This window comes from Mangrovibacterium marinum, assembly GCF_003046625.1.
Classification (GTDB): Bacteria; Bacteroidota; Bacteroidia; order Bacteroidales; family Prolixibacteraceae; genus Mangrovibacterium; species Mangrovibacterium marinum.
On the sequence record NZ_QAAD01000008.1, the window covers coordinates 145431 to 168387 of the forward strand.

The following is a 22957-nucleotide window of genomic DNA, read 5'->3' on the forward strand; positions in this document are numbered from 1 at the left end:
GGTTTTCATTTTTCAGCAATGGCTTTTGTCATTCAATTTGGGACTGCTTCTAATCGAAAATATTATAATCGCAATCGGATTAGAAGAGTAATGATAGTGATTAGAGCTGTTATTGATTGTAATTTATAAGAAAACGAAATTTTAATCATGAAGCTGATTGTAAATTGATGAACGATGAAATACTTTTAATCAATTTCGATTTTGATGAATGGCGCAGTGCCCGGAGCGAAGGTCAAGCATACCGCTTGTTGTTTCCGCTAGCTTGATGTCGGGGTGGTAAGTGCTTGTTTAAGCAGTATCCGGTTAAATGAGACCAGTTGTTTTTACGATAAATATGCTTAAGCCAGAATACGCAAAATTAACACACGTTCTGAGTGTCTATTTATGGCTGTTCGTTAAGGTTTTAGCCAGTTGCTTTGAGGTTTTACAATCAATCGCGCATTATTATAGGCCATCTTTAAGGTCAAACAAGTTCTTGCGGTATAGGTATCCTCATTAAGTTTATGAACGACGAGCGCTAAATCAGGATTCGGAGAACCGGCAGTTAAACAGAGAGGTAGTAGTAATTGAATTTTTCCGTCGTAATACTGCGGAACAGCAATTTTATAATTTGTTCGCACTTTTTTCTTTATTTCGTCAATTGCACCCACAAGTTGTCGCCTTAATTCACCATCATCTGCTCCTCTTAAATGTGTAGGAAATCTTCCGATATTATCTTGAATAATATGGTCAATGTCGGGGATAAGTCTGCACTTTGGATTGAAGATTAAAAGCTCAGGTTTTTCAAAAAAATTAGCAACATCCGGAATATTACCTGAGAAATTTCGAAGAATATTATTATCACTTTCTTTCAAGAATGCTTTAAAACAAAATGGAACTGTTGAGCCAGGTCTTGGATTTCGATATTCTTCAAAAAATGCATAAATATCTTCTAAATTGTCGGTTACAAGGCCCGTATTAAAGCACGCAAATTTGTTGTCGGAGGTGAAGGCTACTTTATTTTCTTGTTTTAATTTTCGGAAGGTAAATTCTAAGTAGTTTTTTAAGATTGGGTATTTTTTTTCGTGAGCGTCTGAATAATCCCATTCTTCAGTTGAGGCTAAATCTTCTGCTAAAAATTTAATCGCATTATTATAACTCGGATAAACTGCGAAAGAAAATAGTTCTGATTTGTATGCCATATTGATTTATTTAAAAATGAAGTATAGATAAAAAAATAAGAGCTATCAGCAATTCTGGATAGCTCTTTATCTGTTTTTTTGTTTTTATCTTCGTTTCTGCAGATAGACCTGCAGGCATCTTTATGTCTCAATATATGTTGCAAATATAAAGCAGATACTTAATTTTTGCAATAAAATTGGTTCAGTTTTTATAATGTCTGCTCATTTTTACTCATATTAAATCTCATCCTAAAAACAAGTTCGATGAAAAGATTTGTTACCTATTTCATGCAGGGCCTGCTTCTGGTCGCCCCAATAGCATTGACCATTTACTTTATCTGGTTTGCTTTTGATCTGATCGATGGATTCCTGCGACGGTTGTTGGAATCGTGGCTGGGGCACATTGTTCCCGGTGTTGGTATCCTCATTTTGTTTCTGCTGTTAACCTTATTGGGTTTCGTCGGGCAATATATTGTTCTTAACCCGGTCAAAAAGCTATGGGAGGGGATTCTCAGACGCACTCCTTTGTTGAAGCTGATCTACGGTTCGCTGGTCGACCTGTTTACGGCATTTGTGGGGAAAGAGAAGAAATTTAATACTCCGGTGATGGTGTGTCTCAATAAAGAAAATAACCAGTGGCGGATGGGCTTTCTGACGCAACCAAACCTCGACGAACTCGATATGCCCGGGATGGTGGCGGTGTATTTCCCGCATTCGTACGCCTTTTCCGGACAATTGTATATGGTTGAAGCGTCGGCGGTGAAAAAGCTGGATATGCCACCGGCCGAGGCCATGAAGTTTGTGGTGTCGGGCGGCGTTACCCGCGTCAATTAGGCCGAAAGTCCGTATGGCCGGAGTCCTGGTCTGTTTTTTTCGGCGGTTTGCCGATTGCCTTGGGCGGTGCCACGGCCTTTTCGTAACTTTGAGCTAATCATAAATAACTCGCAAATTCGACTAACAGAAATTCAATCTTATCGTTATGGAATTTTTTAAAGCGGAGGATGTTGTTAAAGACTATGCCGGACACCGGGCGCTCGATCGGGTTAGCCTCTCGGTTCGCGAGCAGTCGGTATTTGGACTGCTGGGTCCCAACGGAGCCGGCAAAACAACCTTGATCCGGATTATCAACCAGATTACCGCCCCCGATTCGGGCGAAGTGTACCTGATGGGGCGTAAGCTGAAAGCCTCCGATATTCAGCATATCGGCTACCTGCCCGAGGAGCGCGGCTTGTACAAAAAGATGAAAGTGGGCGAGCAGGCCTTGTACCTGGCGCAGTTGAAAGGCATGTCGCGGCGCGATGCCCTGCGCAACCTGAAAAAGTGGTTCGAGAAGTTCGAAATTCAACCCTGGTGGAATAAAAAGGTGGAAGAACTATCGAAGGGGATGGCCCAGAAGATCCAGTTTGTAACCACGGTGATTCACGAGCCTAAACTGCTGATTTTCGATGAACCCTTCAGCGGTTTCGACCCCATTAATACCAAGTTGTTGAAGGACGAAATCCTGTCGTTGCGCGATCAGGGGTCAACCATCATCTTTTCGACCCATAATATGGGCTCGGTGGAAGAAATTTGCGACCATATTGCCCTGATCAATAAGTCGAAGAAAATCCTCGATGGCAATATTTACGATATCAAGGAGCAGTATAAGCTGGGTGAATACGAGCTTGAGACGCCCGAATTGGGTGAGCTGAATCCCTTGTTTACAGCCAATGGATTTGAGTTACTCGAAACGGATATCCGCGGCAACCGGCAGTTGGCCAAGTTCCGAAAGGCGGATGGCGAAAGCAATCGCGAAATATTGCAGAAACTGACCGGCACGCTCGACGTTTCAGCCTTCCGCGAAGTGATTCCGAGTATGAATGAAGTTTTTATTCAAGTTGTTGAACAAGCCAACCAAAAGCAATAAACCATGAACAAAGCGCTGTTAATTTTAAAACGCGAATACCTCACCCGCGTACGCAAAAAGTCCTTCATCATCATGACTTTGCTGGTGCCCTTCATTTTTGCGGCCATGACTATTTTGCCCGCCTGGCTGGCCATGCAGGACGACCACGAAGAGCGAACCATTGCCGTGTACGATGGCTCCGGCATTTTCCTGGGCCGCCTGGAAAGCTCCGACTATACCCGGTTTCATTTTATACCCCGCGAAGAATATCTGCGGGTGAAAGAGGATTTGAAAAGCAGCCCTTTTTACGCGCTGTTGTTTATTCCTCCCAATATTTTAAGCGCCAACCGCGCTCAGCTGTTTTCCGACAAGCAAGTGACCATCGATGTGAAAAACGGGATCGACCGTCGGTTGGAACAGATCCTGGAAGGCGACAAAAAGCAAACGGTGATCGACCAAATCGGCATTCCCGATCTGGAGCAAAAGCTGGCGGCTACGCATACCAACATTCAGCTCGAAACCATTAAGGTGGGCGAGCAAGGCGAAACGGTGAAAAGCTCGACCGAGATTGCCATGGGCGTGGGTTATATCGCCGGCTTTGTTATTTATATGTTTGTGATGATGTACGGCATGATGGTGATGCGTGGCGTGATGGAGGAAAAAACAAACCGGATTGTCGAGGTCATCATTTCATCGGTAAAGCCCATGCAGCTCATGTTTGGGAAAATTATTGGCATTGGCCTGGTCGGCCTCACGCAGCTGGCCTTTTGGGTGATTATTGGCGGGGCCGTTATTGCGGGCGTACAAACCTTTGGTGGGGGCGAAGGGGTGCAAAGCGTGCAGGCTACCCACGATCTGATGAGCACGCCGGGTATGGCTGCCGCGCCCATGGTGCAGGAACAACAGCAAAACATGGCAATCGAAGTGATCGACATGGTCGGTAATCTGAACCTGTGGCTCATTGTCGGCACCTTTATTTTTTATTTTCTGGGCGGCTTTTTTATTTATGCCTCGCTGATGGGGGCTGTCGGCTCGGCCGTCGATCAGGATGAAGATGCCCAACAGTTTATGTTTCCGCTGATGTTGCCCTTAATTTTTTCGATCATCATTTTGTTCCCGGTGGTGAAAAACCCCGAGGGAGCGCTGGCCTTTTGGGCTTCCATCATTCCGTTTACCTCGCCCATCATCATGATGGTGCGTGTTCCGTTTGGAGTGCCCGGCTGGGAGCTGCTCCTGTCGATGACTGTTTTGCTGGCTTCAATTGTTGGGGTAATCTGGGTGGCCGGGAAGATTTACCGCACCGGAATTTTGATGTACGGCAAGAAAGTTAGTGTTAAGGAAATTGTAAAATGGCTGTTTTATCGAAATTAATTCGGTAAAAAACTTTGTTGGTAAAATATTTTATTTAGATTTGTTCCAGATAACGAAAAGAAAAAAATGACGACAAACTTCTTCAATATGTATATGTGCTGTTGTATGCAAATACAAAATGGGGAAGGTGTATGTCTACTTGATTAAGACTGTTTCGCAATACAATGCATATAGAGCCTTCCCGTTGGGAAGGCTTTTTTTTTGAATTTATTTTTAAGAACGCTATAAAAACAAAGACAAATGAAATTTAACAACATCTTGGAAACCATCGGCAATTCGCCGCTCGTTCGTTTAAACCGTCTGTTTCCGTCAGACTATGAAGTGTATGTGAAAGTAGAGAAAACCAATCCAGGGGGGAGCATTAAAGACCGTATTGCCCTGGAGATGGTTGAGGCCGCCGAGGCTGAAGGCGTGATTAATAAAGACAGCTTGCTGGTTGAGCCAACATCGGGAAACACCGGTATTGGGCTGGCTTTGGTTGCGGCCGTGAAAGGCTACAAGCTGATTCTGGTAATGCCTGAATCGATGTCGATTGAGCGTCGCCGTATCTTAACAGCCTATGGTGCCGAGCTGGTGCTTACGCCTAAGGAAAAAGGCATGAAAGGTGCGATTGCCAAGGCTGAAGAGATTGCCGCCGCAAACAGCAATGCCTGGATCCCGTCGCAGTTCGATAATGTGGCAAACATCAATGCACATCGCAAGAAAACAGCACAGGAAATTATTGCCGATCTGCCCGATGGCTTCGACTATTTAATTACCGGAGTGGGTACCGGAGGTCATATCTCGGGGGTGAGCGATGTTGTAAAGGCCAAGTTTCCGAATGTAAAAACATTTGCTGTTGAGCCGGATGCCTCGCCTGTTATTGGAGGTGGTGCTCCCGGGCCACACGCCATTCAGGGAATCGGCGCCGGATTTATTCCGCAAAACCTGCTGACTGATCTGTTGGATGGAACAATTCAGGTGTCGAAGGAGGAAGCTTTTGAATATGCCAAGCGCGCTGCCAAGGAGGAAGGTTTGTTTGTTGGTATTTCGTCGGGAGCCTCACTGGCAGCGATTGCCAAAAAATTACCCGAGCTCCCCAAAGGTTCGCGCATTGTAACCTTTAGCTACGACACCGGCGAACGCTACCTCTCGGTTGACGGCTTGTTTTAATCGAAGAAAAGATACAAATAGCCATGACAATTTTTTGTTTCTTTTAGAATGATTGATAATGATGAGAGATGAGGCCACACTTTTAATAAGCTGTGGCCTCTGTCTTTCCCCGAAGTTAAATAAGTTGCTTATTTTTGGGCTGAAATACCATGATGTGCACGAGGGATATGCTCACCTTTCATTTTTCAAAAGCTAAAAACGGCGATCAACAATTGGTGGATTGCCTTCCGTTTGAAGCCATTGCCGGCTATAGTAATGGTTTGAAAGACCCGCATACGACTTCTTTTTACGAGCTTTTTTGGTTTCCCCAAGTTGAGGGGAAGCTGTGGGCGGATGGCGAGCCCATAGAGCTGAGTGGCCCTACGGCAATCATGCTTCCTCCCTTTACAGTGCGCAGCTGGCAGGTTGATCAGAGTGCCGATTCCTATGTTTTGTTTTTTGTTGAGGACTTTGTTGATGGTTTTCTTAAAGATACGGCTTTTTTGCATCGGCTTCACTTTTTTAGTTATAAACAACAGTCGCCGGTGTTGCCTTTGAGCAAGGAGCATCTAGCCAGGATTAGTGAGCTATATGCCTCGATTCGCAGCGAGCTCGGAAAAAGCAATCTCGACCGGTTGTTTTTTGTACAGGCCTACTGGTACCAGCTTTTGCTGCACTTAAATCGGTTGTATGGCGAACATTACCGGCTTTCGGACCGCTGCTACGAGAATACGGAAATCATCCGGCTGAAGACCTTGCTTAAACAGCATATTCAGCACAAGCAAACCGTGCAGGATTATGCAGAAATGATGGATATTAACCGCAATCAGCTGAATGCGCTTTGCTTGCGTTTTTACGGGGAGAATGCCAATGTTGTGATCAGAAATAGCTTGCTGCAGGTTTGTAAAAGCGAATTGCTGTCTTCGAAACTCACCATTGCCGAAATCAGCTATAAGTTTAATTTTTCGGCACCTCCGAATTTTTCGCGCTTCTTTAAAAGGTATGTCGGACTAACGCCTGCCGAGTATCGCGAGAAATATTCCGTTTGATAAGCATCGGTGCAAATTGATAACAGATAAAAAAGTCTTCTATCTATTTTTGACAGTAAAACATTTAAACACGAGGAAAATCATGTCGAAATTAGTTATTGTAGCTCATCCATCATTAAAGGATTCGCTGATCAACCGTATTTGGCTAGCCGAGTTAGCCAATCATCCCGATGCCCTGGAAATTCATTCGTTGTACGAAAAATATCCCGATTTAAACTTTGATGTTGCAGCCGAGCAGGCTCTGCTTTCAAAATACGATGAGATTGTTTTTCAATTTCCTCTGCATTGGTTTAATGTGCCTTTTGCTTTGAAAAAGTACCTGGACGAGGTGTTTACTTACGGTTGGGCTTTTGGTCCGGGGGGCGATAAAATGAAAGGTAAAAAGATTCGTTTCGCGGTGTCAACCGGAGGAACGAAGGATACTTACGAAAGCCGGATTACGCTGGATGATTTATTGAAACCAATGTCGGTAACTTTCCACTATTGTGGCTGTGAAGTACTTCCCAGTCATGTCTTCTATGGTGCAAGCACTCAGCCAGCTGAAGATGCGGTGGTTTCAAACGCCAGGGAATATGCAAACCAGATTCTGGGTTAAGACGCTATAGCAAGGTAATAGACAAAAGAAGGCTCGTTCAAAATAACTTGTGAACGAGCCTTCTTGTTGTATTATTTCATGTTGAATTTATTTCACTTTTAATTCGTAGAGGTCGGTTCGGCGATCGCGCAGGTTCCGAACAGCTCCAAATTGGTTCAGCTCGCGAAGCATGTCAATATCCACATCGGCAATCAGAATCATCTCGGTGTTTGGCGTTGCCTCAGCTTTGATTCCGGCTGCCGGGAAGGAGAAGTCGCAGGGCGTAAATACCATGGATTGCCCGTATTGAATATCCATATTGTGAACTTTGGGCAGGTTGCCCACACTACCGGTAATGGCCACGTAGCATTCGTTCTCGATGGCCCGCGACTGCGCACAATGGCGAACCCGGGAGAAGCCGTTTTGTGTGTCGGTGAGGTAGGGGACAAACAAAATATCCATGCCTTCGAGGGCTAGCAGGCGGCTGAGTTCCGGAAATTCAACATCGTAACAAATTAAGATGCCTATTTTGCCACAATCCGTATCGAAGGTTTTCAGTTGCGAGCCTCCCTGTAAGCCCCACACTTTCTCTTCGTCGGGGGTGACGTGCAGTTTTTCAAAGCGGTCGATGCCGCCGTCGCGTTTACACAGGTAGCCCACGTTGTACAGTTTGCCGTCGACCAGCTCGGGCATGCTGCCGGTAATAATGTTGATATTGTACGAAATGGCCAGCTCGGCAAAGCGTTGTACCAGCGACTCGGTGTAGGAGGCCAGCTCCCGAATGGCATCGGCCTCGCCCAGATGGTTGTTCTCGGCCATCAGCGGAGCATTAAAAAATTCGGGGAACAGGGCAAAGTCGGAGCGGTAGCCCGACACGGCATCCACAAAATACTCGGCCTGCTGCATTAACTCTTCCACATTTTTATAGAGGCGCATTTGCCATTGTACCAAGCCCAGGCGGACGACTTTTTTCACGGTTGTGGCCGTCACACTAGGCTTTTCGTAGTAGATGTTGTCCCATTCCAGCAGTACGGCGTAATCGTTCGATTCTTTGTCGCCAATCAGGTAGTTCTTTAAAATTCGTGCCGGGTGAAAATCGTTCGAAATCTGGAAGTCCAGTACCGGATCGTGAATTTCTTTTCGCCGAACCTTTTCGATGTATTGTTTGGGCGTCATCTCGCTGGCGTACTTGTGGTAATTGGGTATTCGTCCGCCGAAAGCAATACCGCGCAGGTTCAGGCGCTCGCACAGTTCTTTGCGGTAGTCGTACAGTCGTCGGCCCAAGCGCAAACCGCGGTATTTGGGACGAATGAAGATGTCGATCCCGTAAAGCATGTCGCCGTTGGGATCGTGTGTTTTAAAGGTATGGTTTCCGGTGATTTGCCGGTAAGTATGGCCGTTTTCAAATTTGTTGTAGTCCAGGATGATGGATAAAGCTGCCCCGGCGAATTGCCCGTTTACCTTAATGGCAATCTGGCCTTCCGGAAATTTTGAAATCAGGGTATCAATATGGGTTTTCTCCCAATACGATTCCTGCATTTTGTGGTACGCTTCGATCATGGCTTGTTTAAGCTCCTCATAATCGTCCATGGTTAAGTAAACAAGTTCAATGTTTTCAATTTCTTCCATAATATTTCGGGTGTTTTAGTTGAATTAATCCGCTCCCAGTGAAGATAATACTTTGTTGGTTGAAATTGTTCATCGGGACCAAGATATTGTGCGGTATGTATCCTGTTGATTGGTGATCTGCCGGAAGGGGAGAATGTGCGTTGTTTCTAAGCTTTTTGTTGTTTTGATGTACTTACCGGGAGGTGGAAATACAAAAAGCACAGATGATTCCGGGGAATCTCGAACAGGGATGAAAGTTTACTATTTTTCGACGATGCTGTTGTCGTTGTTGTCAAAAGTTCTCGGGTTGTCGCTCCACCTCTAATCAAAACCAGTTATTGACATTGCCCTTAGTGTGTTTGCGTGGTAGACTTTCAGAAAGAAAAAGCCATCCGGTGAGGGATGGCTTGTGGTATCTGTAAATTGGATGATCTTACTCTAAATAGGTATACCCGTAGAGGCCCGATCGGTAGTTGGCCAGGAACTCTTTGCCTTCTTCGGCTGTGATTTTTCCGGCTTTCACCGACTTGGTCACCCAGGTTTCGACGGCACGAACCATCTTTTTGGGATTGTACTGCACATAGTCCAGCACTTCGGCTACGGTTTCCCCGTCAATCACCTGATCGATGTGGTACCCTTCATCGTTCACCGAAACGTGAACGGCGTTGGTATCGCCAAACAGGTTGTGCAGGTCGCCCAGAATTTCCTGGTAGGCTCCAACCAGGAATACACCAATATAATACGATTCGCGGGCTTTCAGCGAGTGCACCGGCAGGTTGTATGAAATATTTCGGGTCGAGATGAAGTTGTCGATCTTCCCGTCTGAGTCGCAGGTAATGTCCTGAAGGGTGGCCGAGCGATCCGGTTTTTCATCCAGCCGATGGATGGGCATGATCGGGAACAACTGATCGATGGCCCAGCTGTCGGGTAGCGACTGAAACAACGAGAAATTGCAAAAATATTTATCCGACAATAGTTTCGACAGCGATCCCAGCTCTTCGGGATAGTGGCGCATTTTGCTCACCATTTTGTCGATGTCGCGGGCAATTGACCAGAATAAACGTTCGATCTGGGCGCGTGTTTTCAGATCCAGCAAGCCCAGCGAGAAACGATCCAGTGCTTCTTCGCGGATTTGTTGCGAGTCGTGCCATGCTTCCAGCATCCGTGGTTGGTTCAGGTTGTCCCAAATGTCGTAGAGTTCCTTTACCAGATCGTGGTCGGTTTCGTGCAGATCCAGTTCCTCGTCCCAACTGGGCAGCGAGGCCGACTCGAGCACTTCGAAAATCAGCACCGAATGATGAGCCGTCAGCGAGCGCCCCGATTCGGTAATAATGTTGGGGTGGGGAATGCCGTTTTTGTTGGCAGCATCAACCACAGCCGAGATGGCGTCGTTCACGTATTCCTGGATGCTGTAGTTTACGCTGCTTTCGCGGTTGGCCGAGCGGGTGCCGTCGTAGTCCACTCCCAGTCCGCCGCCAATATCCACAAATTCAACATTGAAGCCCAGTTTGGCAAGCTGTACGTAAAACTGCGATGCTTCGCGCAAGGCAATCTTAATGCGGCGAATTTTATTGACCTGGCTACCAATGTGGAAGTGTACCAGTTTCATGCATTCTTTCAGATTGTTGCGCTCCAAAAAGTCCAGCGCTTCCAGAATCTCGCTCGACGTTAATCCAAATTTACTGCCATCGCCACCCGAGCTTTCCCACTTGCCACTGCCGCTGCTGGCCAGTTTTACGCGAATACCCAGGTTGGGCTTTATTTTCAGTCGTTTGGCTACGCGGGCAATCAGTTTCAGTTCGTTGAGCTTTTCAACAACAATAAAAATGCGTCGTCCCATTTTCTGGGCCAGCAAAGCCAGCTCTACATAGTCTTCGTCCTTGTAGCCATTACAAATAATCAGCGAGTCCGAATCGGTGTTAATTGCAATAACTGCATGCAGCTCGGGTTTTGATCCGGCTTCCAGACCGATGTTGAATTTTTGGCCATGACTGACAATTTCTTCAACAACAGGGCGCATTTGGTTCACCTTGATCGGGTAAATCAGGTAGCTGTTAGCCTGGTAATCATACTCCTTGGCTGCGATTTTGAAACAGCTGGTCATCTTTTCAATCCGGCTGTTTAAAATATCGGGGAAGCGGACCAAAACCGGTGTTGCTACATCGCGAATTTGCAACTCTTCTACCAGTTCTTTCAGATCTACTTGAGGTCCACCTTTTTGAGGTGTTACCACTACGTTGCCGTTGTCGTTTACCGAGAAATAGTTAATGCCCCAACCATTGATGTTGTAAAGCTCTTCGGTATCCTCAATGCGCCATTTTCTCATTCTACTAACTTGTCAATAAGGGTTAATTTTAAAGCGTGCCAAAGATATTTTTTTTTAGCAAACTATCTTGCAGCTCAAAGCTTTGAATTTAAGGAAAATCATAGAATTTATCGAAATTGATTCCTTGAAAATTTGATGGCGCAAAACTGATGTTTAACATTTTTTTTGAATCCGTGTTGTAATGAATGTATGATTGTGCTGACAGATAGCATGAAGTAAAAATTAATTTCAATAGAACGCTTAGGCTTAGTCGTTCGAAAATATCACAACAATGAAACTGAAACTGGTAAATTTGATTGCCCTTTTTGTTGCACTAAGTGGAGTTGCACAGGCTCAGATGAGTACAACAATCCCCTTGGATGATCGTGTCGTAAGTGGTGTGTTGCCCAATAAAATGCACTACTACATCATGCATAACGAGTTCCCCAAAGAGCGGGTTAGTTTTTATTTTCCGCAAAATGTCGGATCCATTCTCGAAAATGACGATCAGAAAGGCTTAGCGCACTTTTTGGAGCACATGGCGTTTAATGGTACCGAACATTTTGCCGGCAAAGGCTTTTTGAAAATGCTGGAAAAGCAAGGTGTTCGGTTTGGTGCCGACATCAACGCTTACACCGGATACGACGAGACTGTTTACAATATCAGCAATGTTCCGGTAGGCGAAGACTGGCTGATTGACTCCTGTTTGTATGTGTTGCACGACTGGTCGGGGAGCTTGCTGCTTCAGGACGACGAGATTGATGCCGAACGGGGCGTGATTCGCGAGGAGTGGCGTACACGCCGGAATGCTTCGCTGCGTATTTACGAGCAAACGTCGCAATGGCAGTTTAAAGGTTCGAAATATGCCGACCGTATGCCCATTGGTGATATCAATATTGTGAATAATTTTGAATACCAGGTTCTACGCGACTACTACCACAAATGGTATCGCCCCGATTTGCAGGCGGTGATTGTTGTGGGGGATATTAATCCACAGGAAATTGAAAGCAAGATTAAAGCCATCTTCTCTGAAATTCCATTGGCTGCACAGCGTGCTGAACGCGGCTTTGAACGCATTCCTGATCACGATGAAACTTATTTCTGCCTGGCAACCGACAAAGAAGAAAAGTACACCCGTATATTTTACAAGGAAATGTCGGATAAGCCCTTGGTGAAGGATGAAAACTACATGCGCGAAGATGCCATGAGCTCGCTGGTGTTTACCATGCAGAATAAGCGTTTCGAAGAGTTCATTCAAAATAATGAAACCGCTTTGCTGGCTGCTCAGGCCGGCATGTATTCCGCCTCCAGATTGCAGCAGAACTTTACCTTGTTCGCTGTTCCAAAGCCCGGACAAAGTCTGGAAGCATACCGCGAGGCTTATACCGAATGGGTACGTGCCCGGAAGTTTGGTTTCACGCAAGCTGAATTGGACCGTGCCAAGCAGAATATTATCAGCCAATATGAAAATATGGTTGCTAATCAAGATAAAATTCAGAACGATGCCTGGGCACAGCAGCTTTATAACTATTTTCTCGAAGCTGATCCGTTTTTGACGCCCAAGGGAGGGCTGGAAATGCAAAAGTCGGTGCTGGCCGGTATTAGCTTGCAGGATGTGAATAAAGCGGTGGCGCAATTCCAAAACAACAAGAATGTGAATATTACCGTGACTGGTCCCGAAACGGAAGGTGTTGAATATCCGGAGCTGGCCGACATTGAGTCGGTGATGGCCGATGTTGAAGCTGCCGATCTTGAGGCTTATCAGGAAGAAACAAACGATACACCGCTGGTGCCCGATCAATTGACACCGGCCGATGTGAAAGAAACCTTCGCGATCCCCGGTGTTGACGAGGCTAAAGGTTATGTGCTGGCCAACGGCGCCCGGGTTATTATTTATCCGACCGATTTGGCCAAGGACGAGATCTTGTTCTCCGCTTATTCTTTCGGAGGTACTTCATTATTGCCCGAAGACGAACTGGCCTCGGCCGATTTCTCGGTAAGTGTGGTTGAAAATTCGGGCTTGGGAGCCTTTAAAGCCACCGACCTGGCTAAAAAGCTGACCGGCCAGATTGTGAGCATCACTCCTTTCATTGGTGAAAACACGGAAGGCTTTAGCGGATCGAGCAATATTCGCGACTTTGGTACTTTGTTGCAGTTAACTTACCTGTATTTTACGGCTCCGCGTTTCGACGAAAACTCCTATAAAAAGATCGTCGATCAGTATTCGGCATACCTGGCCAATGCCTCGGCCGATAACAAGAAGGCCATGCGCGACACCATTACCCGGGTTGTTAACAACTACAGCCCCCGTGCACAGGTGCTGAATCAGCAATTCCTCGATGCTGTTAGTCTGGATAAAGCCAAGCAGGTTTATCAGGAACGGATCAGCAATGCGAGCGATTTCTGCTTTGTGTTTGTGGGCAATGTGAGCGAGGAGATGTTGTCTCAAATTCAAACTTACATCGGGAACATCCCGGGAACCGGTAAAACAGAACAATTTGTCGATCACCGGATGGTTCCGGCAAAAGGCAAAACTGAACGCACCGTTGTGCGTGCGATGGATACGCCTAAGACCAGTGTTTACCTGAACCTTTCGGGCGACATGAAAAATCAGGAAACCAGTAAGCTGAGCATGTATTTCCTTGGCCAGTTGTTGTCGAAAAAATACCTCGATACCATTCGTGAGCAGGAGGGTGGCAGTTATGGCGTTGGTGTAGGAGCCAGCTTCTCGACCATCCCCGACGATCGTTATCGCGTGGTAATCAGTTTCGATACCGACCCCGAAAAGCTGAACCGCCTGCTGGAGGTTGTTTACGAGCAGATTGACCTGCTGAAAAACGGCACCATCGATATGGAGGATTTTAACGAAGTGAAGGCTTCGGTTTTAAACCGACGCGAAGAAAGCGTTAAAACCAATAAGCATTGGTTAACCGACTTGGTTGATTATTTGCAAACCGATGATCCGATATATAACGACGAACAATACAAAGCTTTAGTTGAGAAAATTACACCCGAGCTGCTTGTGAAAACAGCGAAGAAAGTTTTCGACAAAGCCGATACCGTTCAGGTGGTGATGAGCCCCGAGGTGGTGGCTGCCAACTAAAACGAAGCATCCAATTTTCCGGAAAGAGGCTGTCCTTTATACAAGGGGCAGCCTTTTTTGTATGCTGCCGGGGGCTTTTGTTGGATGGAGAATCCACTCGGCATAAGCGTTGACAAGCCGCGGGGCGTGGGCTCTTGCCGAGAATTGGCGATAGTCGCCATTGCTTGTCGTGCTGTTCGATATGGCTTACGTACTTTAATAATCTGCCGAATTGTGTTATTATTGTACGCTGCCTGAGCATGCAGGACACCTTCAGCAACGACATTTTTACCTGAATCAAATATTTATATCAACGCTATTGAGCTATGAACAGAAAACTTAGAACATTAATGCTTTTGTGCTTTTTTGTGTGCGGCCACAGCTTGTTCGCCCAACAAAGCAAACCGCTGGATTACGTGAGTACGCTGATGGGAACCGATTCGGAATTCAAGCTTTCCAACGGGAATACCTATCCGGCCATTGCACGCCCCTGGGGGATGAACTTCTGGACTCCCCAAACCGGTAATATGGGCGATGGCTGGGTCTATGGCTACGACGCCGATAAAATTCAGGGTTTTAAACAAACCCACCAGCCCAGCCCGTGGATTAACGATTACGGACAGTTTTCGCTCTTCCCGATGACGGGCGACTTGAAGATTAAAGGCCAGGAACGCGGAAGCTGGTTTTCGCATAAGGCCGAAGTGGCCAAACCACACTATTATAAGGTATACCTGGCCGACTACGATGTGGTGACCGAAATTACACCAACCGAGCGGGCGGCCATGTTCCGTTTCACTTTCCCCGAAACCGACAAATCGTTTGTTCTGGTTGATGCCTTTGATCAGGGATCTTATGTGAAGGTTATTCCCGAAGAGCAAAAGATCATTGGCTACACGACCCGCAACAGCGGTGGCGTGCCCGATAATTTCAAAAACTACTTTGTGGTGGTGTTCGACAAGCCGTTTGTGAAAAGCGATGTGTGGAGCACCGATGCCCTTGTTGAGGGCGTGAGCGAGCTGAAAGACCAGCACGTTGGTGCCGCCCTTCAGTTTAAAACCAGCAAAGGCGAACAGATTTGTGCTCGCGTGGCGTCATCGTTTATCAGCTTCGAGCAGGCTGAGCGGAACCTGAACGAGCTGGGCAACGACTCGTTCGACCAGGTGAAAGCGCAGGGAGCCGACATCTGGAACCAGGAGCTGGGGCGTATTGCTGTGTCGGGCGGAAGCGACGATCAGCTCGAAACGTTTTACTCGTGCCTGTACCGGGTGCTGTTGTTCCCGCGTAAGTTCTACGAGTTCGATGCCGAGGGCCAGGTGGTTCACTACAGCCCTTACAATGGGGAAGTTTTGCCGGGCTACATGTTTACCGACAACGGTTTCTGGGATACGTTCCGGGCTGTGTTTCCCTTTTTCAACCTGATGTACCCGTCGCTGAACGAACAAATACAGGAAGGGCTGGCTAATGCCTACAAGGAGAGTGGCTTTTTGCCCGAGTGGGCCAGCCCCGGGCACCGCGATTGTATGATTGGATCGAACTCGGCAACCATTATTGCCGATGCCTATCTGAAAGGCTTGCGCGGCTACGATATTAACACTTTGTGGGATGCCGTGGTGAAAAATACCACCAACAAAGGGCCGGTGAACTCGGTGGGCCGCTATGGCTGGGAGTATTACAATAAGCTGGGCTATGTGCCCTACAACGTGGGAATTAACGAAAATGTGGCCCGCACGCTCGAGTATGCTTTTGCCGATTATTGTATTTACGAGTTGGGAAAAGAACTGGGCAAGCCCAAAAAGGAGCTGGCTGTTTTTGCCAAACGGGCCATGAACTATAAGAATGTGTTCGACCCCGAAACCAAACTGATGCGCGGGAAAAACGAGGATGGCACATTCCAGTCGCCATTCAGTCCCTTTAAGTGGGGCGATGCCTTTACCGAGGGAAACAGCTGGCACTACAGCTGGTCGGTTTTTCACGATGTGCAGGGCTTGATTGACCTGATGGGCGGCAACGAAAGCTTTACCAGCATGTTGGATTCGGTATTTGTGGTTCCGCCAATTTTTGACGACTCGTACTACGGGCAGGTGATCCACGAAATCCGCGAGATGCAGATCATGAACATGGGCAACTATGCGCACGGCAACCAACCCATTCAGCATGCCATCTACCTGTACAATTATGCCGGACAGCCCTGGAAAACCCAGTATTGGCTGCGCGAGGTGATGAACCGGTTGTACACGCCTCAGCCCGACGGCTATTGTGGCGACGAGGACAATGGGCAGACCTCGGCCTGGTATGTGTTCTCGGCCATGGGCTTCTACCCGGTAACGCCGGCTGTTGACGAATATGTGCTGGGGGCACCGCTGTTTCAGAAGATTACGGTGACGCTCGAAAACGGTAAAACCATCGAGATTGAGGCGCCTGAAAACAGCGCGCAAAACCGCTATGTGGAGTCGATGACCTTCAACGGTAAGGCGTACAGCAAAAACTACCTGAAGTACGACGAGCTGATGAAAGGTGCCAAAATTACCTTCGAGATGGGAGCCGAGCCCAACAAGTTGCGCGGTACCCAAGCCGAAGATTTCCCGTACTCGTTCTCAAACGAGTTGAAAAAATAAAGTAGATTGTCGAACTGCGAACAGAAGGCGCTTTCCCGGTTGATGCGGGGAGGCGCTTTTTTTGTGAAAGTCTTAGTCCGCAGAGGTGCTAAGGCCATGTCAATAACTGGTTTTTATTGGAAGTGGACCGACAACCCGACAACTTTTGAAAACAACGACAACAGCTTCGTCGAAAATAGTAAACTTTCATTCCTGTTGGTGATTCCCAGGAATCATGAATGTTTTTTGTTTGCACCGGTCGGCAGTTCTTGTTGAGGGGGCGGAGTCGGCTCGAATGCTGTGGGTGAATCGTTTTTTACCGACGTTAATGACAGGCTCATATTCTCATCCCCTCGGCCTGAGAATGGCAGGTTGGGAGGATCTGCTCATGGCGTGGGCAAGCAAAAAAGAGTTGTTTTTTTCATGCTCATGGCGTGGGCAAGCAAAAAAGAGTTGTTTTTTTCGTGCTCATGGCGTGGGCAAGCAAAAAAGAGTTGTTTTTTCCGTGCTCATGACGTGGGCAAGCAAAAAAGGGTTGTTTTTTTCGTGCTCATGGCGTGGGCAAGCAAAAAAGAGTTGTTTTTTTCGTGCTCATGGCGTGGGCAAGCAAAAAAGAGTTGTTTTTTTCGTGCTCATGGCATGGGCAAGCAAAAAAGACTTGCTTTTTTCATGCTCATGGCGTGGGCAAGCCATCCTTGCTCGACATTTTTGTGCTCATGTCGTGTTTGGAATTGAAATTCAGCCAACTTTAGGCCATCAGCAATTGTTGCCGGAAACGACGAACAGGACTATCGAAAGCTCGTACATAATTCAGAAAGTATCGTTCAATTTTTTTTGTTGGGCAAAAGACCGGAAAAAAATAAACTCTATTCCGCGTGAATCACGATCAGGGATGAAAGTAAAGGGGATTGGGTTGTCGTGGTTGTCACGAGTTGTCGGGTTATCGTAGTTGTCACGAGTTGTCAGGTTATTATGGTTGTCGTTCAAAACAGGATCAACGCTTCTTGACGATGCGGCGGTACGGCGTTCGCAGACGTTCAGGACCTACCGACACTCTCCCCTGAATTGAACCAACCTAACGGATTGATTCAATTCTGTCCCCGCTCTGCACGCAGAGCGGGGTAAACTGATCAGGAGGCTTTCCATGCAGAGAGAGGGAGTTGTGATCCGGCTGGCCTTCTGTTATCAAGGCCGGAATCAAACGGAAAGCTTCCTGCAATCCCGGAGGGATGCTATTGGGGTAGACGAACGAACGATCTCAGGGCACTAACGAAGAAGTAAAAAAAGCAGAATATGAAACTCGAAGATTTAGGATACCCGAACGAACTGGAGGAATACCGCCGCGAAAAGCAGCTGGAGCACTTTGCGGTAGCCCGGGTTATTGCCGAGCACAAAGAACGCTATATGGTGCAAACAGCCGATGGTGAATACGAAGCCGAGATTTTGGGCAACCTGCGCTTTGCAGCCCAAAGCCGGGCCGATTTTCCGGCTGTTGGCGACTGGGTGGCCATCGCGTTGTACGGCGACGACAAGGCCCTGATTCATGCTGTCTTTCCCCGAAAGTCGGTTTTGGAACGTCAGGCAGTTGGCAAAACGGGCGAAAAGCAGATCATCGCGGCTAATATCGACTATGCCCTGATCGTGCAGGCTGTCGACCGCGATTTCAGCATCAATCGGCTGGAGCGCTACCTGACCATCTGCCATACGGCGAAGGTGCAGCCGATTATCATTCTGAATAAAATTGATTTGGCCGATGAGGCGACGGTCGACAAGCTGCTCGAATTGGTGCGCAAGCGTATTCGGGGCGTTCCGCTGCTGGCCGTCAGCAACGAGTCGGGGCAGGGTATCGCCAGCTTGCAGGAATACATCCGCAAAGGCTGCACCTACTGTTTGCTGGGATCGTCGGGGGTGGGCAAGTCAACGCTGCTGAACAGTCTGCAGGGCACACAACTGATGAAAACCGACGACATTAGTGCGCACTCCGATCGCGGGCGCCACGTGACCACCCGCCGCGAGTTGCGGATTTTGGCCAATGGCGGCATTTTAATCGATAATCCGGGAATGCGCGAAGTGGGCATTGCCGACTCGGAGGCCGGCATTGGGATAACCTTCGAGACGATTGCCGAACTTGCTCAAGCCTGTAAGTTCAAGGATTGCAGCCATACCGCTGAGGCGGGTTGTGCGGTGGTCGCAGCTGTTGAGGCGGGTGAACTCGATCGGGCAGCCTACGAAAACTACTGCAAGATGGAGCGCGAAAAAGCCCGGTTTGAATCGACCCTAGCCGAAAAGCGCAAAAAGGATAAGGATTTTGGGAAGATGATCCGGAATTATAAAAAAGGAAAGGATCAGCAGTAGCCGATTGACCGGGTGATTTCGAAGTCACCCGGTCATCAGTTCATCACCTAAGCCAGCTGAAAATAGCGTTTCTTAAACCAGAAGGCCAGGTTAACCAGCGAGATCAGCACCGGCACCTCGACCAGGGGGCCAATGACGGCGGCAAAAGCTTCGCCCGAATTAATGCCAAATACGGCAACCGCTACTGCAATGGCCAGCTCGAAGTTGTTGGAGGCTGCCGTAAACGAAATGGTCGCCGTTTTTTCGTAGTCGGCACCCGACTTTTTGCCCATCACGAAGGACACCACAAACATGATCACAAAGTAAATCACCAGCGGAATGGCAATGCGCACCACGTCCATCGGGATTTTAACAATGTACTCACCCTTGAGCGAGAACATCACAAAAATGGTAAACAGCAGGGCAATCAGGGTGATGGGGCTGATCTTCGGAACGAATTTCTCCTTGTACCACGCTTTACCTTTTCGTTTAATCAGGCTAAAACGGGTGAGGAAGCCCGCAGCAAAGGGGATGCCGAGGTAAATCAGCACCGATTCGGCAATCTGCCCGATGGTGATGTCAAGCTCGAAGGTTTGCAGTCCCAGCAAGTCGGGCAGGATGCCCAGAAATACCCAGGCGTAAACCGAGAAAAACAAAATCTGAAAGATGGAGTTGAAGGCTACCAATCCGGCTGCATACTCGCGGTTTCCACCGGCCAGGTCGTTCCAAACGATCACCATGGCAATACAGCGCGCCAGGCCAATCAGGATCAGGCCGGCCATGTACTCGGGGTAATCGTGCAGAAACAAAATGGCCAGGGCGAACATCAGCAAGGGGCCGATCAGCCAGTTTTGAATCAGCGAGAGGGTGAGCAACTTCACATTGCGGAATACCTGCCCCAGCTCCTCATAGCGCACCTTGGCCAGTGGCGGATACATCATTAAAATGAGTCCGATGGCCAGGGGAATGTTGGTGGAGCCCGACTGAAAGCTGTTCCAGAAATCGCTGATGCCGGGCGACAGGTAGCCAACAATGACCGCAACGATCATCGTCGCTAAAATCCAAAACGTGAGGTAGCGATCCAGAAATGACAGTCGTTTGTTACTGCTCATTTTTAATGTTCTTCAGGTAGAAATCGTAGAAGCCGGCTTTAATTTCGTCGCGCACGCGGTAAAACTCGCTCATGATAAACTCGTCGGTTCCCACGGCGTGCGAGGGGTCGTCGAAGCCAATATGCAGGCGGGTTTTCACTTTCCCGGTAAAGGCCGGGCAGCTTTCGTTGGCACCACCGCAAACGGTAATTACGTAGTCCCACTCGTCGTTTAGGTATTTCGATACCGAATCGGACGTGTGGCCGCTAATGTCGATTCCTGCTTCTTTCATCACCTGTACGGCTTTGGCATTTAACCGGCCCGACGCCTCGGTGCCGGCCGAGCAAACGGTGATGTTCGGATCGAACGACTGTAAAAAACCATGAGCCATCTGGCTGCGGCAACTGTTGCCGGTACAAAGAATTAAAACTTTCATTGAATGTGTATTTATAAAATTTATTTCTCTCTTTTTGTTGGAGTGTCCTTGTTGGCGAAGGAGCAGTACCCTTTCGCTTATTTGTTGCAGCTGAAGTTGTCGGGTAGTGTTATGGCCCCTAGAAAATCGCCCAAGAGCTGTTTCAAGGCCATTACTTTTTCGGTGTTGAGGCAATAATTTACCTTGGCTCCTTGTGTCGTTCCTTTGATCAGGCCCAGGTTTTTCAATTCGGACAGATGCTGATTAACGGTGGTTCTGCTTAAGGGCAATTCGTTGGTAATATCGCCCGAGATGCAGCTCTTCGACTCGGCTAAGTATTTCAAAATCGCCAGACGAGCCGGGTGGCCCAAGGCTTTAAAATAGCTGGCAGTGTGCTGCAAATCGTCATCAAATAATTCAACTTTGGCTGTGGTCATCGCTGTAAATTAATAATGTCGTAAAAATACGTCATAAAAGAATGAGGCGTATAAATACGACATTAAATTTTGATTACAGTTGCAGGCTGTAAATTGAGAAACGCTGATTTGCTAGGCGAAGAACAGCGAACTGTAGGTTTTGTAGGCTTTCACCCAGGGATCGATGATGTCCTGCGTAAAGTTGTTGCCGAATCCGAACGACAAGGTATCGACAAACACGACGCCAACCGTGTTTAGTACCTCTTCGTTGAACTTGTAGTATTTCAGTTTGGCTTCCATCTTTTTGATTTCGGGCAGCAGGGCTTCGGGGCTGTTTAAATGCTCAACTGCTTTGCCGAACAGTGCCACGAAAGCCTCGCCATGCTTGCTTTTGTCTTCCTCGAACAAGGGATCCAGATCCGAGTCGAGCTCGTTGGCCCGGTTAAAAAAGTATTTCGCCATACGGGGCAAGGCGGCCTCTATCTGGGCGTATGATTTTTCGATTACGGTGATGTCTGCTTCGGTCATAGTCGTTGTATTTTTTGATTTTGAATCGTAAGGTAAAGACTATTTCGTGTTTTTGATTTTGCGGCCGAGCTTAATGCTTGCTTTAATCAGGATTAGTTAACAAACTGTGTTGGTTTCTTGGCTTGGTGTATCTATATGTCGTTTGTTTGTGGTGAATTACTCTATGTTGAAAGTATTGATGTGGTTGAGGTGATATTTTATCGTTGGCGGACATCGTTTCTTTTTTCGGTGAAGATCCCTTCGGGTGATGTGGTTTTCAACCGCATCGTGGATGCCTTGAGAGGTGGACCGACAACCCGACAACTTCTTGAAAACAACGACAACAGGATCTCCGTTGCATTCCTGTTGGTGATTCTTCTGAATTATGTCTGTTTTTTATAAAACCAGGTTGAAGATAAAGCCGATGACCAGAATGCCTGAAGCGACGATCGCCACGAAGCTCAGGATGAGCGGCCATTTCAGTACTTTTTTCAGAATAATGATCTCGGGTAGCGACAGGGCAATGACCGACATCATAAAGGCCAGTGCTGTTCCCAGCGACACGCCTTTTTCAATCAGCACGCTAACAATTGGGATGATACCCGCGGCGTTTGAGTACATCGGCACGCCCACCAGGATGGCCAAAGGAACGCTGTACCAGTTGCCTTTGCCGAGGATGGAGCCCATTAAGTCTTCGGGTACATAGCCGTGTGCTCCGGCACCCACGGCAATACCGATAAGAATGTAAATCCAGATTTTGCCCAGGATCTCCTGCACGGTTTCGAAGCCGGTTTTAATCCGTTGAGAAAACGGAATTTTCATATCTTCTGCTTCTTCCTGGTTCGTTTTCACCTTAAAAACCCACTCTTCGACATATTTTTCGAGCCGGAGTTTTCCGATGATCCATCCGGCGACAATGGCAATCAACAAGCCTGTGCTAACATAAATCAGGGCTACTTTCCACCCGAACAGTCCAACTAGTAAAACCAGGGCGACCTCGTTCACCAGGGGGGCGGCAATCAGAAACGAGAAGGTTACGCCAATGGGGATACCAGCTTCAACAAAACCCAAAAAGAGCGGGATGGCCGAGCAGGAACAAAAGGGCGTAACAATCCCCAGGAATGCAGCCATCACATTGCCGGTAAAAAGTGATTTGCCCTCCAACAGTTTGCGCGTTTTCTCGGCCGAGAAATAACTCCGAATCACGCCGACAATAAAAATGATCAGCACCAGTAGTAACATCACTTTTGGAACTTCAAAAACAAAGAAGCGGATTGACTCGGTTAAATGAGTGGACGGTTTCATCTGGAAAAGTCGGTCGATGATGAAGTCGGCGATGCGCTGCAAGTTAAAATAGAGAATTAGCCATACAGGCAGCAATATTGCCGGAAGGGACCAGTTCGTTTTAGTATTGGTAGAAATAAGATGTTTCATG

Annotated in this window: 19 protein-coding genes; 11 read left to right on the forward strand and 8 right to left on the reverse strand. The window is 47.5% G+C overall.

What is annotated here, in order from left to right:
* Positions 1 to 395: 395 nt before the first annotated feature.
* Positions 396 to 1181 carry a DUF3825 domain-containing protein gene (locus C8N47_RS09800; protein WP_211316092.1) on the reverse strand — a complete coding sequence of 262 codons (786 nt, stop codon included), beginning with the start codon at positions 1179 to 1181 and terminating at the stop codon, positions 396 to 398.
* 243 nt (positions 1182 to 1424) lie between these two features.
* On the opposite strand from C8N47_RS09800, the gene C8N47_RS09805 reads away from it, so the two are divergent.
* The 6 genes from C8N47_RS09805 (at position 1425) to C8N47_RS09830 (ending at position 7191) form a co-directional block, all read left to right on the forward strand.
* The gene (locus tag C8N47_RS09805; protein ID WP_107822371.1) at positions 1425 to 1994 is read left to right on the forward strand and encodes a DUF502 domain-containing protein; all 570 of its coding nucleotides are present in this window, start codon (positions 1425 to 1427) and stop codon (positions 1992 to 1994) included.
* A gap of 145 nt (positions 1995 to 2139) precedes the next feature.
* Positions 2140 to 3066, forward strand: coding sequence for an ABC transporter ATP-binding protein (locus C8N47_RS09810; protein WP_107822372.1), 927 nt, complete (start codon positions 2140 to 2142; stop codon positions 3064 to 3066).
* Between the two features lie 3 nt (positions 3067 to 3069).
* The gene (locus C8N47_RS09815; protein WP_107822373.1) at positions 3070 to 4416 is read left to right on the forward strand and encodes an ABC transporter permease; all 1347 of its coding nucleotides are present in this window, start codon (positions 3070 to 3072) and stop codon (positions 4414 to 4416) included.
* Positions 4417 to 4656: 240 nt separating this feature from the next.
* Entirely contained in the window at positions 4657 to 5568 is a 912-nt protein-coding gene (cysK, locus tag C8N47_RS09820) for a cysteine synthase A (RefSeq protein WP_107822374.1), read from the forward strand.
* A gap of 149 nt (positions 5569 to 5717) precedes the next feature.
* Complete coding sequence (locus C8N47_RS09825; protein ID WP_107822375.1) at positions 5718 to 6596, forward strand: helix-turn-helix domain-containing protein; 879 nt, start codon at positions 5718 to 5720, stop codon at positions 6594 to 6596.
* An 82-nt stretch (positions 6597 to 6678) separates the two neighbouring features.
* The gene (locus tag C8N47_RS09830; RefSeq protein ID WP_107822376.1) at positions 6679 to 7191 is read left to right on the forward strand and encodes an NAD(P)H-dependent oxidoreductase; all 513 of its coding nucleotides are present in this window, start codon (positions 6679 to 6681) and stop codon (positions 7189 to 7191) included.
* An 87-nt stretch (positions 7192 to 7278) separates the two neighbouring features.
* Here C8N47_RS09830 and C8N47_RS09835 read toward each other — a convergent pair whose 3' ends face one another.
* Positions 7279 to 8799 (reverse strand): bifunctional GNAT family N-acetyltransferase/carbon-nitrogen hydrolase family protein, encoded by a 1521-nt coding sequence (locus C8N47_RS09835; RefSeq protein ID WP_211316093.1) that lies wholly within the window; start codon positions 8797 to 8799, stop codon positions 7279 to 7281.
* Positions 8800 to 9211: 412 nt separating this feature from the next.
* Complete coding sequence (gene speA, locus C8N47_RS09840; protein ID WP_107822378.1) at positions 9212 to 11104, reverse strand: biosynthetic arginine decarboxylase; 1893 nt, start codon at positions 11102 to 11104, stop codon at positions 9212 to 9214.
* A gap of 271 nt (positions 11105 to 11375) precedes the next feature.
* Between speA and C8N47_RS09845 the strand changes: the two genes are divergently transcribed.
* The 4 genes from C8N47_RS09845 (at position 11376) to rsgA (ending at position 19114) form a co-directional block, all read left to right on the forward strand.
* Positions 11376 to 14186, forward strand: a complete 2811-nt coding sequence (locus C8N47_RS09845) for a M16 family metallopeptidase (RefSeq protein WP_107822379.1) — start codon at positions 11376 to 11378, stop codon at positions 14184 to 14186.
* 305 nt (positions 14187 to 14491) lie between these two features.
* Entirely contained in the window at positions 14492 to 16780 is a 2289-nt protein-coding gene (locus tag C8N47_RS09850; RefSeq protein ID WP_107822380.1) for a GH92 family glycosyl hydrolase, read from the forward strand.
* Positions 16781 to 16994: 214 nt separating this feature from the next.
* On the forward strand, positions 16995 to 17708 hold the full coding sequence (locus tag C8N47_RS09855; protein ID WP_170111357.1) for a hypothetical protein: 714 nt from the start codon (positions 16995 to 16997) through the stop codon (positions 17706 to 17708).
* A gap of 344 nt (positions 17709 to 18052) precedes the next feature.
* Positions 18053 to 19114: a ribosome small subunit-dependent GTPase A gene (gene rsgA, locus C8N47_RS09860; protein WP_107822382.1), complete on the forward strand. Its 1062-nt coding sequence runs from the start codon at positions 18053 to 18055 to the stop codon at positions 19112 to 19114.
* A gap of 47 nt (positions 19115 to 19161) precedes the next feature.
* On the opposite strand, the gene arsB is transcribed toward rsgA, so the two are convergent.
* The 4 genes from arsB to C8N47_RS09880 form a co-directional block, all read right to left on the reverse strand.
* The gene (gene arsB / locus C8N47_RS09865; RefSeq protein WP_107822383.1) at positions 19162 to 20205 is read right to left on the reverse strand and encodes an ACR3 family arsenite efflux transporter; all 1044 of its coding nucleotides are present in this window, start codon (positions 20203 to 20205) and stop codon (positions 19162 to 19164) included.
* Positions 20195 to 20620 carry an arsenate reductase ArsC gene (locus tag C8N47_RS09870; RefSeq protein WP_107822384.1) on the reverse strand — a complete coding sequence of 142 codons (426 nt, stop codon included), beginning with the start codon at positions 20618 to 20620 and terminating at the stop codon, positions 20195 to 20197. The genes arsB and C8N47_RS09870 overlap by 11 nt, the downstream gene beginning before the upstream one ends.
* Before the next feature lie 77 nt (positions 20621 to 20697).
* Positions 20698 to 21036, reverse strand: coding sequence for an ArsR/SmtB family transcription factor (locus C8N47_RS09875; RefSeq protein WP_107822385.1), 339 nt, complete (start codon positions 21034 to 21036; stop codon positions 20698 to 20700).
* 111 nt (positions 21037 to 21147) lie between these two features.
* Positions 21148 to 21543 (reverse strand): globin domain-containing protein, encoded by a 396-nt coding sequence (locus C8N47_RS09880; protein WP_107822386.1) that lies wholly within the window; start codon positions 21541 to 21543, stop codon positions 21148 to 21150.
* 117 nt (positions 21544 to 21660) lie between these two features.
* Here C8N47_RS09880 and C8N47_RS09885 point away from each other — a divergent pair, with 117 nt between their 5' ends.
* Entirely contained in the window at positions 21661 to 21924 is a 264-nt protein-coding gene (locus C8N47_RS09885; RefSeq protein ID WP_146161495.1) for a hypothetical protein, read from the forward strand.
* On the opposite strand, the gene C8N47_RS09890 is transcribed toward C8N47_RS09885, so the two are convergent.
* The gene (locus tag C8N47_RS09890; RefSeq protein WP_107822388.1) at positions 21919 to 22956 is read right to left on the reverse strand and encodes a permease; all 1038 of its coding nucleotides are present in this window, start codon (positions 22954 to 22956) and stop codon (positions 21919 to 21921) included. The genes C8N47_RS09885 and C8N47_RS09890 overlap by 6 nt on opposite strands.
* Position 22957: the final 1 nt, after the last annotated feature.